The organism is Natrinema hispanicum, from assembly GCF_004217335.1.
Lineage (GTDB): Archaea > Halobacteriota > Halobacteria > Halobacteriales > Natrialbaceae > Natrinema > Natrinema hispanicum.
The window spans coordinates 1,191,261-1,203,787 of the sequence record NZ_SHMP01000003.1 but is presented as its reverse complement, the minus strand read 5'-3'; the positions used below and the strand labels follow the sequence as shown (position 1 = coordinate 1,203,787).

At 65.3% G+C, this 12,527-nt stretch carries 11 protein-coding genes; 3 read left to right on the top strand and 8 right to left on the bottom strand.

Translation table 11 applies throughout. From position 1 onward, the window contains the following. Nucleotides 1-12: 12 nt before the first annotated feature. From BDK88_RS06830 to BDK88_RS06810, 5 genes are all read right to left on the bottom strand, one after another. Nucleotides 13-885: an aminotransferase class IV gene (locus BDK88_RS06830; RefSeq protein WP_130499727.1), complete on the bottom strand. Its 873-nt coding sequence runs from the start codon at nucleotides 883-885 to the stop codon at nucleotides 13-15. Beyond that, on the bottom strand, nucleotides 878-1,579 hold the full coding sequence (locus BDK88_RS06825; protein WP_130499726.1) for an anthranilate synthase component II: 702 nt from the start codon (nucleotides 1,577-1,579) through the stop codon (nucleotides 878-880). Before BDK88_RS06825 ends, BDK88_RS06830 begins: the two co-directional genes overlap by 8 nt. After that, nucleotides 1,563-3,158: an aminodeoxychorismate synthase, component I gene (gene pabB, locus BDK88_RS06820; protein WP_130499725.1), complete on the bottom strand. Its 1,596-nt coding sequence runs from the start codon at nucleotides 3,156-3,158 to the stop codon at nucleotides 1,563-1,565. The genes BDK88_RS06825 and pabB overlap by 17 nt, the downstream gene beginning before the upstream one ends. A gap of 141 nt (nucleotides 3,159-3,299) precedes the next feature. Then, nucleotides 3,300-3,902, bottom strand: a complete 603-nt coding sequence (locus BDK88_RS06815; protein ID WP_130499724.1) for a DUF4332 domain-containing protein — start codon at nucleotides 3,900-3,902, stop codon at nucleotides 3,300-3,302. 74 nt (nucleotides 3,903-3,976) lie between these two features. Continuing rightward, nucleotides 3,977-4,780 (bottom strand): shikimate dehydrogenase, encoded by an 804-nt coding sequence (locus BDK88_RS06810; protein WP_130499723.1) that lies wholly within the window; start codon nucleotides 4,778-4,780, stop codon nucleotides 3,977-3,979. Nucleotides 4,781-4,959: 179 nt separating this feature from the next. Between BDK88_RS06810 and BDK88_RS06805 the strand changes: the two genes are divergently transcribed. After that, on the top strand, nucleotides 4,960-5,910 hold the full coding sequence (locus tag BDK88_RS06805; protein ID WP_130499722.1) for a calcium/sodium antiporter: 951 nt from the start codon (nucleotides 4,960-4,962) through the stop codon (nucleotides 5,908-5,910). Here the strand turns inward: BDK88_RS06805 and BDK88_RS06800 are convergent. Beyond that, nucleotides 5,888-6,877, bottom strand: a complete 990-nt coding sequence (locus tag BDK88_RS06800) for a DUF7344 domain-containing protein (RefSeq protein ID WP_130499721.1) — start codon at nucleotides 6,875-6,877, stop codon at nucleotides 5,888-5,890. The genes BDK88_RS06805 and BDK88_RS06800 overlap by 23 nt on opposite strands. A 229-nt stretch (nucleotides 6,878-7,106) precedes the next feature. Further along, nucleotides 7,107-9,140, bottom strand: a complete 2,034-nt coding sequence (locus BDK88_RS06795) for a bacterio-opsin activator domain-containing protein (protein ID WP_130499720.1) — start codon at nucleotides 9,138-9,140, stop codon at nucleotides 7,107-7,109. A 115-nt stretch (nucleotides 9,141-9,255) separates the two neighbouring features. Here BDK88_RS06795 and BDK88_RS06790 point away from each other — a divergent pair, with 115 nt between their 5' ends. Further along, on the top strand, nucleotides 9,256-10,608 hold the full coding sequence (locus tag BDK88_RS06790) for a D-aminoacyl-tRNA deacylase (protein WP_130499719.1): 1,353 nt from the start codon (nucleotides 9,256-9,258) through the stop codon (nucleotides 10,606-10,608). Between the two features lie 158 nt (nucleotides 10,609-10,766). Next, complete coding sequence (gene ftsZ, locus BDK88_RS06785; RefSeq protein ID WP_008009220.1) at nucleotides 10,767-11,930, top strand: cell division protein FtsZ; 1,164 nt, start codon at nucleotides 10,767-10,769, stop codon at nucleotides 11,928-11,930. A gap of 249 nt (nucleotides 11,931-12,179) precedes the next feature. Here ftsZ and BDK88_RS06780 read toward each other — a convergent pair whose 3' ends face one another. After that, nucleotides 12,180-12,515, bottom strand: coding sequence for a 2Fe-2S iron-sulfur cluster-binding protein (locus tag BDK88_RS06780; RefSeq protein WP_008009217.1), 336 nt, complete (start codon nucleotides 12,513-12,515; stop codon nucleotides 12,180-12,182). Between the last annotated feature and the right edge of the window lie 12 nt (nucleotides 12,516-12,527).

The window sequence follows — 12,527 nt, the reverse complement described above, 5'->3', positions numbered from 1 at the left end:
GAATCGTGACGGCTACTCGTAACACGTCCGTTCGACCCGCTCGTCGTAGCGCCGTGCGAGTCGTTCCGTAACGGGTCCGCCACCGATCTCGTGGCCGTCAAGCGTCGCGATCGGGCGCAGCTCCCAGGTCCGATTGGTCAGAAACGCCTCGGCAGCGCCGTGAACGTCGGCTGGCTCGTACGAGCCCTCGTGGACTGCGATGCCAGCGTCCCGAGCGAGCTCGAGCACGATTTGCCGGGTGATCCCCGGCAGCACCGGCCCATCGGTCGTCGGCGTGTAGAGGTCACCGTCACGGACGAACCAGAGGTTGCTCGTCGCCCCTTCCGCGATATGGCCCTCGAGATCGCACATGAGCGCTTCGTCCGCGTCGGCCTCGAGTTCTGCGCGCGCGAGAATCCCGTTCAGGTAGTTGTGTGTCTTGGCTGCCGTCGGAATCGCTTCGTCGGGGATTCGCCGGGTTGCGACCGTCTCGACTGTCGCTGGGGCGTCCCAGACTGACTCGCCCGCGAGCCCACCTCGCGGAAGCGGTTTCACGTATATCACCACCGTCGGATCAACTGCTGGCTGCGGTGTGAGTTTCCCCGACTGGACGCCGCGCGTGATCGAGAGGCGGACGTAGGCGTCCGCGAGGTCGTTCGCCACGAGCGTCTCGTCGATTCGGCCCCGGAGATCAGCCGCCGTCAGCCCGTGCTCGAGCGACAGGGCCTCGCAGGTGCGCTCGAGACGATCGCGGTGGGCGTCCCACGCGAAGATCGTCCCGCCGTAGGCCCGTAGCGTCTCGAAGGCGGCGTCGCCGTAGCGAAACCCCCGATCGTCAACGCTGACAGCGGCCTCGCTGGCGGGAACGAGATCGCCGTCGACATGATAGCGCAGTTCATCATTCATCGTGAGCCTCCGTGTCCCTGTCGGCCCTCGCGGCGAACCGACAGAAGTTTTCGATCAGTTGCTTTCCGAGCGCAAGCGATATTTCCTCGCCGGTGCCGTCGTCCGTCCCGGTCACCGTATCCGGCTGTCCTCGCGTGAGGATGCTTTCGGGGTGAAACTGCACGCCGATGTGGGGTTTCTCGCGGTGGCGTACCGCCATCAGGACGCCGCGCTCGTCTGCCGTCTGGGCAGTTTCCTCGAGCGAGGCCGGTAATTCATCGCGCTCGACCGCAAGTGAGTGATAGCGCCCGACCTGGAACGTCGACGGAAGTCCCGCGAAGATCCCAGTCCCGTCGTGGCTGATCGTCGACGGCTTTCCGTGGACGACTTCGGGGGCGTGGACGACCGGCGCGCCTTCGGCTGCACACAGCGCCTGATGGCCGAGACAGACCCCGAGAATGGGGTAGTCGGTCTCGGCGAACAGCGGGACCGAGATGCCGGCCTCCTGTGGAGTGCCCGGTCCCGGCGAGACGACGATTCCCGTCGGCTCGAGATCGCGAACGCCTGCGAGGTCGATTTCATCGTTACGCCGGACGACGACCTCATCTGCGAGTTCACCGACGTACTGGACGAGGTTGTACGCGAACGAATCGTAGTTGTCAACAACGAGGATTCGTGTTTCAGCTACGGCTTCGGGATTACTCACGCGGCTCACCTCCCGCCGAGCGCTCAGACGAAGCGCCGCCTTGCGCCTCGAGCCCCAGTTCAGCCCGTTCGCCCAGCGCCTCGTCGACCGCCGTGATGAGTGCGCGGGCCTTGGCGAGCGTTTCGTCGTACTCGCTGGTCGGATCTGAGTCGTGGACGATGCCCGCACCGACCCGCAGGTGGTACTCGTCGGCGTGGTGGACCAGCGTCCGGATGACGATATTCAGCGTGGCCCGGCCGTCGAAGCCGAAGATGCCGACGCTGCCGGTGTAGGGACCGCGCCGGGTCGCCTCGAGTTCGTCGATGATCGCCATCGTCCGTGGTTTCGGTGCACCGGTGATCGTCCCGCCGGGGAAGACCGCCGCGATGGCGTCGGACAGTGTCGCCTCCGGGCGCAATTGGCCCGTGACGTTCGAGACGAGGTGCATCACCTCGGAGTAGCGGTCGATCCGGCGATACTCCGCGACGTCGACGGAGCCGTACGCACAGACCTTCCCGAGGTCGTTGCGCTCTAGGTCGACCAACATCGCGTGCTCGGCGCGTTCCTTCTCATCAGCTAATAGGTCTTCCTCGAGCGCGTCGTCTTCATCCGGTGTCTCGCCGCGCGGTCGCGTCCCCGCGATCGGCTCGGTCCTGACGAACTCGCTGTCGCGCTCAAGCAACAGTTCCGGACTCGCGCTCACAAGATCGGCTGCCCGGAACTCGAGTAGACAGGAGTAGGGTGCCGGATTGACCCGTCGCAGGGCGTCGTAGGCGGCGACGGGGTGGACCGCGGCGGGTGCGACCAGCCGCTGGGAGATGTTTGCCTGAAAGGTGTCGCCATCGTGGACGTACTTCTTGACCTGTCGCACGCGGTCGGCAAAGGCCTCGCGACCACAATCGCTCTCGAAGGTCGCATCGGAACGTGAGACCGGCGGCTCGCCGATCTCGGGATCACCGTCGCGAACGGCGTCAGCGAGTTCGAGCGCGCGCTCGCGGCCACGCTCGTAGGCTGTCTCGAGGACAGCGTCCTCGGGCTCAGTCACGTCGCCGCCGACCCGCGGGCAGGCCGTGATCCGCAGCGTCACCGCTCCCTGGGTCGGCTCCTCCCAGGCTGCGAGGCGGTCGTAGACCGCAGCCTCGAGCCGAGGCAGACCTCGGTCGTCGACGGCCGACTCGGGGAGGGACTCGAGTTCGCGGGCCACATCGTAGGAGAGCCAGCCGATGGCTCCGCAGGGATAGGGAACGTCACACTCGCCGCGGGCGAGTCGGTCGTCCGCGAGCAGCCCCTCGAGTGCGGCCAGCGTCGGCGATCGATCGTCCTGTGCTCGTAAAACGGCGTCGGGGCCGACCGTGAGCCGCTCGACGGGATCGACGCCGAAATAGCCCCAGCCGGGCTGGCCGCCGGTCGTCTCGAGGAACGCGCCACCGTCGCCGTCGCGGGCGCGGCGATAGGCGAGAAACGGATCGCTGACGGGCACGCGGACTTCGACAGGAACGCGGCGGCCGCTCGGAGCCGACGATGCGGCCCGGTCCGCAGCCGCCCCACCACGGCTGGATGCGGCAGCGCGAAACGAGTCGAGCGTCGTGACGACGCGCGGATCGCTCATGTCGAGCGGGACGGAGTCGGTGGGTAATCCTCTTGCGATTTCGGGGCTGTTGTGGGTGACAGCGCAGAAAACAAGCAGGCAGTGATGGGGACAGTGAAACGATGACGTGAGGGCGGATTCGACGGGTGTCTGGTCGATTCGTTACCGGACTTCGGCGCGGTCGATCCAGCCCTGAATGCGTTTCTCGGAGATGTCTGTCTGGTCGGCGAGTTCGGCGGCGTCCGACGCGGCGAGTTCGGCGACGGTTTCGACGCCCGCTCCGGCGAGGCGGTCGGCATAGGCCGGGCCGATACCTTTGATCTCGGTGACTGGCTCCGCTTTCACTTCCGGTTCTGGCTCCACGTCCGGCTCGGACTCGGGTTCGACAGCCGGTTCTGGTTCGGGTTCCGGTTCCGTCTCGTCGTCCAACTCCGGTTCGACCTGTTCGGATTCGGCGTCCACCTCGAGATCGGTATCAGTATCGTCGGCCGACTCGGCTTCAGCCGCCGTCTCGGAATCGACAGCTGGTTCCGTGGCTGTGTCGACGTCGGTCGGCTGCTCAGGTGCGTCGTCCGCCGTCCCCGCAGTAGCCGACTGTGGCGGTTCGGCACGCACGTCCTCCGTCCGGTCTTGAGCCGTGGCGGTCTCAGGTCCGTCGTCCGCCGCTTCTCGTTCGACCGTTACGCCGACCTCTCGAGAGCGCCCACGCTCCGAGTCCGCCCCGTCGAACCCCAACAGGGACTTCAGCTTCTGGAGGAGTGCCATTATATCGACGTAGTCGGTTCCCACACTTAAATTCGCCTGATACTGTCAGTGTTTCGACCGTGCCCGCCAGCAGCCTACAGACGCGAGCGAAGCGCGTTGTTCATCGCGTCGACAGGTGCGTCCCGGCCGGTCCAGATCTCGAACGCCTCGACGCCCTGATAGAGCAACATCCATGCGCCGTCGACAGTCGTCGCGCCAGCGTCGGCCGCATCGCGCAGCAGTCGCGTCTCGAGCGGGCTGTAAACCGCATCGAGGACGGCCAGCTCCTCGTGGAGTGCGTCGGCGGGAACCGGCGTCGCGTCCGATTCCATGCCCACGCTCGTGGCGTTGACCACCACGTCGGCGTTAGCGACCAGTCGCTCGAGGTCTCCGAGTCCGTGGCCAGTCGCGCGGGGCACCTCCTCGGCGAGGGTGTGTGCTTTCGACTCGGTTCGGTTCGCGATCGCAACTGTCGCACCGGCGTCGGCGAGCCCGAACGCGATCGCCCGGCCGGCACCGCCAGCACCCACGACGACCGCCCGCGCGTCCTGAATCGTGACGTCGTGGTCGCGCAGCGCACGTAACGCGCCGACAGCGTCGGTGTTGTAGCCCGTCGGCGGCCCCGAGCCCGAGAAGTCGATCGTGTTGACTGCGCCGATTCGAGCTGCCAAGTCCTCGGGGGCGACGATCTCGAGGGCGTCCTGTTTGAACGGGATCGTCACGTTCAGCCCGGCAATCCCGAGGGCGTCGGCTCCGGCGATCGCGTCTTCGATATCGTCTTCGTCGGGCTCGAAGGTCACGTAGCGGGCCTCGAGTCCGAGTTCGTCGTAGGCGGCCTCGTGCATCGGCGGCGACAGCGAGTGGCCGACCGGATTGCCGAGTAAGCCATACACGTCCATAGCCATCTCTCGGTTTGTCAGTCGGGGTGGTGGGACTATAATCGGTCTGGCTTTCCGGCGGTGTTGCTGGTTTCAATCTCGTGTGGCTGCGACCCGCTCACGCAACGCCCCACGCGAGCCGTTCTGCGACCGGTGGCCGTTTCGCGTGGCTTTTAGCCCCATCACGAGTAGCCGCCGCCATGCTCTCCGGAACTCCCCTCGACCTCCTCTTGTTGGCGGGTGGGATCGTCGCACTCTATGGCGGTGCCGAATTGCTGGTCGCGGGTGCGGGACGGCTGGCACTCGGCATCGGGCTCCATGCGGCGACCGTCGGCGTGACGGTGATTGCCTTCGCGACGACCGCGCCCGAACTGTTCGTCTCGGCGATCGGTGCCTTACGTGTCTCGAGTGACATCGGACTCGGGACGATCGTCGGCTCGAACATCGCGAACATCGGGCTGGTACTCGGCGTCGCCACGCTCATCAAGCCGTTGCAGATCAGCGATCAGGTGATCCGTCGCCACGTCCCCGTCATGGTACTTGCCGCGCTCTTGCTGGTCGCACTCGGCGCGAACGGACGGCTCGGTCGGCTCGAGGGAATCCTCTTGCTGGTCGTGCTCGCGGGATTTACGGCGATGATCCTCCATTACGCGAACGCGGAGTCCGCCCCGATGGTCGACGAACCCGACGCGGCAGCGGCGTCGGGAGTAGCGGCCCGGGATGGAGCGCTCGTCATTGGCGGGCTAATCGTGCTCGTGATCGGCTCGCGATGGCTCGTCGCCGGTGGGACGGGACTGCTATCGGCCCTTGGGGTCTCGGATCTCGTTATCGGACTGACGGTGCTCGCACTCGGGACGTCGCTGCCGGAGCTTGCGGCTTCGGTCGTCGGCGCGATCCGGGGCCACGAGTCGTTCGCTGTCGGGAACGTCGTCGGGTCGAACATCTACAACATCCTCGCGGTGCTTGGCATCGTGGCCCTGATCACGCCGATCGAGATCGAGCCCGCGACGCTCCGGTTTGAGCTGCCGATTATGGTCGCCTTCACCGTCCTGCTGGTCGGACTGATGGGCTATCGGCGACAGCTTACGCGACTCGACGGCATGATCCTCGTCGGCAGCTACGTTGGCTTTATCGCTCTTCTCGTTCCGTGATCGACGGGGTATTCCGGACCTGATCCGATCGCGATGACGATCGGTCAGCAGGCGGTCGTGCTAGCGTCCAGAGCAGCCGATCGTCGGTCGTCGCCGACGATCCCGTCGTCGATGCGGCCGCTGTCTCCGTTGGCGTGACGTCTGTGGTTGGCTCGGCCGATGGCGTCGCGTCAGCCGTCGTTCGATCCGAATCGTGCGCCGCAGTAGCCACACCGCCCTGCTCGGCACGGTGGCGTACGAACTCGGCAACGGCTGCAAGCGGCCCGTCGGTCGCCCAGTCGGCTTGCCACAGGGGTGCGTCGATCGCAAGCGCGGCCGTTCGTGCCGCCGCGTCGTACTCGACGAGGTCCGCCGCCGACAGTGCTGGCAGATGCTCGTGGACGAGTGACGTCTCGACGGCAGTACGTGCCGACTCTGTGACGTCGACTTTCCCCGCCCCGTTGTCGGCCTCTCGCGTGACGACCGTCGCGGCGAGATCGGAAACGGGGACGGCCTCGTGCTGCGTTGCGAGGGCGGTACAGACGGTTCGACGACGCGGGCTGCGAAGCGCCTCGAGCGTTCGGTTCAGCGTCGTCTCGTCGGCCGGAAACGCCTCGCCGGTCGGGTCGGCGAGGATCGACCGAACCCACTCGGCCTCGAGCAGTGGGTGGTCGGTAAGAGCGACTGTTGTCGCGTTGCCGTCAGTATGTGTCACCACTAACCCGGCGTCGACCAGCCGCGGGAGATGGGCGTGGACCAGCGTCAGTCGGACGCGACCGGACTGCTCGTCAGTGACGGTCGCGGAGCCGTGTTCCATCGTCGCGACCGCGGTTGCAAGCGCGTCGATCGACATCCCTTCCGATGCCGGCGGGGCGTCCGGTTCGGATGCGTCCGCGTGCTCGCGCAGCGTCGCAAGGAGATATCGGCGTCGCGGCTCTACGAGCACGTCCAGCGCGGTTGTCAGCTCGGTGGACGGTGGCGGGCTCATTGCCGGATAGAGACACCGGGCGGGGGAAAGGTATGTACCAGCATGCTCTGGTATCGGCGAATGCGGGATGACACCAGTGGTTCCGGGATGCCGGTGTAATTGCGACACCTTACACCGGATCTGCAAACGACGGCCAGCCGGCGGTCTTATACGGTCTGCTGTCAGTCAGTTCCGGTGCACCCGCGACCCGTCCTGCGGATGCACCAGTAAATCGTGACAGCAGACCGTCTCAGTCAGCGTCTCCGAAATACGCCGAGAGCAGCTTCGCCTGTGCGACTCTGAGGTGCTGGTGGAAGGTTTGCCGAGCGATCCCGAGTCGATCGGCGATCTCTTCTGCGTTGCTGTGCCGAGATGGCCACTCGAAGTAGCCGCCGTGATACGCCGACTCGAGTGCCATGCGCTGTTTGTCGGTCAGCATCGATTCGACGGTGCGCCGAAAGTCGCCGCGCGTCTCGACCGGTCGCTCGACGGTTCGTTTCGAGCGGAGCCTACTGTCTGGATAGGCAGACGTAATCGTGTCGACGAATTCGTGGAGCGCTACATCGGAACTGACCTGAACCGTTAGTTTCGCGACGCCGTCGCGGACGGTCTTCGACCGCAGCCGTGCGCCGTAACCGGTGACGGTTTCGGCGATCGTCGCGCTGCGAACGACACATTCCCAGTAGCTCTCATCGTGGTTAGCGTCGATGAGCCGGTGGTCCGTAATCGCCTCGTCGTCGCGAGCGAGTTCGCGTACACGATCGGGATCGACGTTGGATGCGGTCAGATAATAGATGAACACCTCACCGGTCAGCGGGAGGACGTGGTCGACCGACACCTCGCAGCCAAGTTCGTCGGAGAGCCGAATACAGGCGTCGCCCCGATCGGTCGACTCGAACTCGAGTTCGACGACGGTATCCTGATAGAGCAGCCGACGGACTGCCATCACGTTGATCGCGTGTCCGATCGTGCCGCCGAACTCCTGTAGCACTTCCCGTTCTCGATCGGGAAACGCCGACGGCTCGGCTGCGCCGATCACGAGTGCGCCGAGTGGCGTGCTGCTCGCAGAAATGGGGACGACAGCAATCGAGCCGTAGTCGTGCTCGCGTGCGTGGTGTCGCCACTGCTCGATCGAACTATCGCGGAGCGCTCGATACCGCTGGACGGTTCGCGTATCGAGTGCCGACTCGCCGTCGGCGTCGACCGGTGGATCGACGAACGACGAGCAACCGTCCGCGCCAGCCGCGTCGATTCCGGCCCAAGCAGTCGGCTCCCACGAGTGTCCCTCACCCGTCGCGACGCCTCGAGCCCGACCGATGACACCGAATCGGTAGGCGTTGTCGGCGGCGAACGTGTCGACGATCGCAGCTTCGATCTCGTCGCGGGTGTCTGCCGTGACCATCGTGTCGTCGATCGTCCGAATCACCGCGTTGAGTCGCTCGAGGCGCTCGAGTTCACGTTCGCGAGCCTTGCGGTCGCTGATGTCGCGGCCGACACCGGTAAAGCCGAGGACGTCACCGTCGTCGACGATTCTGGCGCTGTTGAACTCGTAGGGGATTCGGTCGTCGTCGGTCGCGAGAACCCGACCTTCAGCAGTGAGACGCTCGCCGTGTTCGAGGATGCGCTCGATCGCGTCGCCGATGTGGTCGCGGTCTTCGGGTGCGATGAACGTCAGCGGATCGACGTCACTGGATGGTGCCGGGTCGTAGCCGGTTACGCGCTCGAACTGCTCGTTCCACTGGATCAGATTCCCGTCAGTGTCGTAGGCATAGAGGATGTCCGGCTGTGCGCGAAGCACGCTCTCTGTGAACGCCTTCTCCTTGCGGAGTTCGCGTGCTCGCTCGTGATCAGCTGTTCGGTCGCGGACGAACCAGAGATACCCATCTAAGTCGGCTGCGGACGCGACCGGAACGCCGACGTCGCCATCCGCACGGATCGTGGCGATGACCTCACAGACCCATACCCGACTGTCGCCGTCCCCGAGTCGCCAGCCGTCGTCTTCGGCGGTCCCCTCGGCACGTGTTCGCTCGAGCAACCGGTCCGGGCGGCCGTCCTCGCGAGCATCTGTCGGAAAGAGAGACCGGTAGTGGTCGCCAACGATCGTCTCCGCGTCGTATCCCGTGAGGTGGCGCGCGCCCGCATTCCACGCGATGATGAACCCGTCGGCATCGAACAGCGCGATGGCACAATCGCTGACGAGTGCGCTCAACTCGCTGATCTCGAGGTCGAACTCGAACGACTGCCCCCCGGACGTGACAGTTCGATCCGACGAGTTATCGGTCATTGGTCAGTCATCCTATATTACGTGTATGTTATCCACACACATGAAACGTTGCGGGTCACCGTCACCAGCAGATGGAAACCGGCGACGTTAACGCCGACAACCCACGAGCACGGATATGACCACGCTCGCGATCGTCGAAAGCCACGCCGACCGCGCCTCGGAGCACATCTGTGATCGGCTCCGCGAGCGCGCCGACTGGACCCAGCGAACCGACGACAGCCGGCCGGTAGCCGACGGCGGCGGCACCTACTACCGGACCGACGGAGCTGTCCTGCGGTCGTTCGACGCGTTGCATATCGATCTCGAGCGTCCTGCCGACGCCTTCGACTGCGACCCCGACTTGCTCGTCTTTGCCTCGCGACATTCGGGGGATACTGGCCCGCTGCTGACCGGCCATTTCACGGGCAACTTCGGCCCGGCCGAGTTCGGCGGCGAGACCGATGCGCTGGCCGACGCCGCGCCGAACGCCTTGGCCGAATTGCTCGCAGCCTTCGAGGAGTACGCACCCACCGAGTACGACGTGGGTATGGAATGTACCCACCACGGCCCCTCCGAGGTGGGCTGTCCGTCGCTCTTTGCCGAACTCGGCAGCGGCGACGAACAGTGGGACGATCCCGCCGGTGCCGACGCCGTCGCCCGCGCCATCCTCGAGTTGCGAAACATTGTGCCACATCGTGACAGACAGCTCGTCGGCTTCGGCGGCAACCACTACGCCCCCCGGTTCGGACGGGTCGTCCGCGAGACTTCGTGGGCGGTCGGCCACGTCGCGGCCGACTGGGCGCTCGAGGCGATGGGCCATCCGACGGCCCACCGCGACGTGCTCGAGCGCGCGTTCGAGGCGAGCGATGCCGGGGTCGCGCTGCTCGATGGCGAGTGGCCGGTGCTCGAGGAAACGCTCGAGGAGTTGGACTGCCGGCTCGTCAGCGAGACGTGGCTCCGCGAGGTCGACGACCGGCCGCTCGAGGTCGTCGACGCAGTCGAAACCGAGCTCGGTGCCGTCGACGATGGAATCCGCTTTGGGGAGCGGCTCGCCGAGTCGTTTACTGTCGTCGAGCTTCCGGCCAATCTCCTCAGCGTCGCACAGGGGATCGATCCCGACCGCGTCCGTGAAACCGTCGCGGCGAACACGGTGGCATTCGCCACCGAAAACGGAGGAAGCCGCGTCGGCTCGCAGGTGGCTGTTCCCGATACTGACGACATCGCCACCGAAGACTCGAGCGGACCCAGAGCGAAGATAATTCAGGATCTGGCTGCCGTCCTCGCGGAGAAGTACGACACCGTGTGGGTCGACGACGACGCCATCGTTGCCGAGGAGACGGCCTTCGATCCACAACTGGCACGCGAGGCCGGCGTTCCAGAAGGGCCGAAGTTCGGTGCACTCGCCGACGGCGAGTCAGTGACCGTCGACGGGGAAACGGTCAGTCCCGAGAGAGTTCGAACCGAGCGAACGCGCCGGTTCCAGATCTGACTAAACGGGAAACCGACAGTAAGAGCGTATTACTCGAGTGCTGCTCGTGGATTCGACGTTCACGCAATGAGATCCGTACGATCGTCCGAACGTGTCAGACAGGCGGCTGACGTGTAGGGGAAAGGTAATTATGCTCCATTGTTTAGACAGGAGCAAGAATGGACTCTCTCATCGACGACGCAATCGACGAGGCCGAAGACGGGGCGGCCACGGCTCCCGACGACGCGCCCCAGGACGGGCAGTCGTCCGGCGGCGGGTCGTCGGACGGCCGACAGACCGGGACGATGACCGACGACGAACTGGAAGACGTTCTCCAGGACCTCCAGACCGACATCACGGTCGTCGGCTGTGGCGGTGCCGGCGGGAACACTGTCAACCGTATGCACGAGGAGGGGATCCACGGCGCGAAACTCGTCGCCGCCAACACCGACGTCCAGCACTTGGTCGAGATCGAAGCCGACACCAAGATCCTGATGGGCGAGGAGAAAACCGGCGGCCGCGGGGCTGGCTCCCTGCCCCAGGTCGGCGAAGAAGCCGCCCTCGAGAGCCAGCAGGACATCTACGATGCCATCGACGGCTCCGATATGGTCTTCGTCACGGCCGGGCTCGGTGGTGGCACCGGCACCGGCTCTGCGCCCGTCGTCGCCAAAGCCGCCCGCGAGGCTGGCGCACTCACGATTTCGATCGTCACGACGCCCTTTACCGCCGAGGGAGAGGTCCGCCGAACCAACGCGGAGGCCGGCCTCGAGCGCCTGCGCGATGTCTCCGACACCGTCATCGTCGTCCCCAACGACCGCCTGCTCGATTCAGTGGGCAAACTGCCCGTCCGCCAGGCGTTCAAGGTCTCCGACGAGGTCCTGATGCGGAGCGTCAAGGGCATCACGGAACTCATCACGAAACCCGGACTTGTCAACCTAGACTTCGCCGACGTGCGTACTGTCATGGAACGAGGTGGCGTCGCCATGATCGGCCTCGGTGAAGCCGACTCCGAAGCCAAAGCCGAAGATTCGGTCAAAACCGCGCTTCGCTCGCCGTTGCTAGACGTCGATATCTCCAGTGCGAGTTCCGCACTCGTCAACGTTACCGGCGGCAACGACATGGCCATCGAGGAAGCCGAAGGCGTCGTCGAGGAAATCTACGACCGGATCGACCCCGACGCCCGCATCATCTGGGGGACCTCGATCGACGAGAGTCTCGAGGGCAGCATGCGGACGATGATCGTCGTCACGGGCGTCGAGTCGCCCCAGATTTACGGTCGTCAGGACGGCGAAGCCGTCCAGCCCGCGGGAGCAGGCGGTGACGACATCGACTTCGTCGAGTAATCGCGCCTTGAGCGCGCCGCGTCGGCGATTCGAGTCCCAGCCTCCGCGTTTCTCTCGCGCTCTCTTCGGTCGCCCAGTCGCCACGCTTCGAGATGAACCGCTGTCAGTGCCGGCACACCCGCTATCCGTCGTGTGAACCGCCGAGAACGTGGTCCAACCGACGGGTCTCAGACGGACTCCTGTCAGTCATTGCCGGTGCAACCGCGACCACCCTGCGGTTGCACCGGTAAATCGGTACAGCAAACCGTATCAGTCGTCGGCGACTGCACCGTCGCGTCCGCTATCGGCCTCGAGATCGTCCTCGATGCTCGGCGGATATTTGCCACGGTCGAGTTTCAGATCTGACTGTGGGCGCGCCATGCAGGTCAGCGCGTAGTTTTCGGCTTCTGCTTCGGTCAGGCCGCGGGCGGCGGGTTGGGTGACCTCACCTTCGACTATTTCGGCAGAACAGGCCAGGCACATCCCCACTCGGCAGGAGTACTCCTGAGCGATCCCCTCCTCGAGACACCGGCTGAGGATCGTCTCCTTGTCGGTACAGGTAATCGTCTCACCCGTCCCGACGAACTCGACCGTATACTCAGTCATACGGTTCGGTAC

Coding starts and splice junctions, on each gene's coding strand:
- BDK88_RS06830 (WP_130499727.1), bottom strand. CDS start 885: ATGAATGATGAACTGCGCTATCATGTCGACGGCGATCTCGTTCCCGCC.
- pabB (WP_130499725.1), bottom strand. CDS start 3,158: ATGAGCGATCCGCGCGTCGTCACGACGCTCGACTCGTTTCGCGCTGCC.
- BDK88_RS06815 (WP_130499724.1), bottom strand. CDS start 3,902: ATGGCACTCCTCCAGAAGCTGAAGTCCCTGTTGGGGTTCGACGGGGCG.
- BDK88_RS06810 (WP_130499723.1), bottom strand. CDS start 4,780: ATGGACGTGTATGGCTTACTCGGCAATCCGGTCGGCCACTCGCTGTCG.
- BDK88_RS06805 (WP_130499722.1), top strand. CDS start 4,960: ATGCTCTCCGGAACTCCCCTCGACCTCCTCTTGTTGGCGGGTGGGATC.
- BDK88_RS06800 (WP_130499721.1), bottom strand. CDS start 6,877: ATGAGCCCGCCACCGTCCACCGAGCTGACAACCGCGCTGGACGTGCTC.
- BDK88_RS06795 (WP_130499720.1), bottom strand. CDS start 9,140: ATGACCGATAACTCGTCGGATCGAACTGTCACGTCCGGGGGGCAGTCG.
- BDK88_RS06790 (WP_130499719.1), top strand. CDS start 9,256: ATGACCACGCTCGCGATCGTCGAAAGCCACGCCGACCGCGCCTCGGAG.
- ftsZ (WP_008009220.1), top strand. CDS start 10,767: ATGGACTCTCTCATCGACGACGCAATCGACGAGGCCGAAGACGGGGCG.
- BDK88_RS06780 (WP_008009217.1), bottom strand. CDS start 12,515: ATGACTGAGTATACGGTCGAGTTCGTCGGGACGGGTGAGACGATTACC.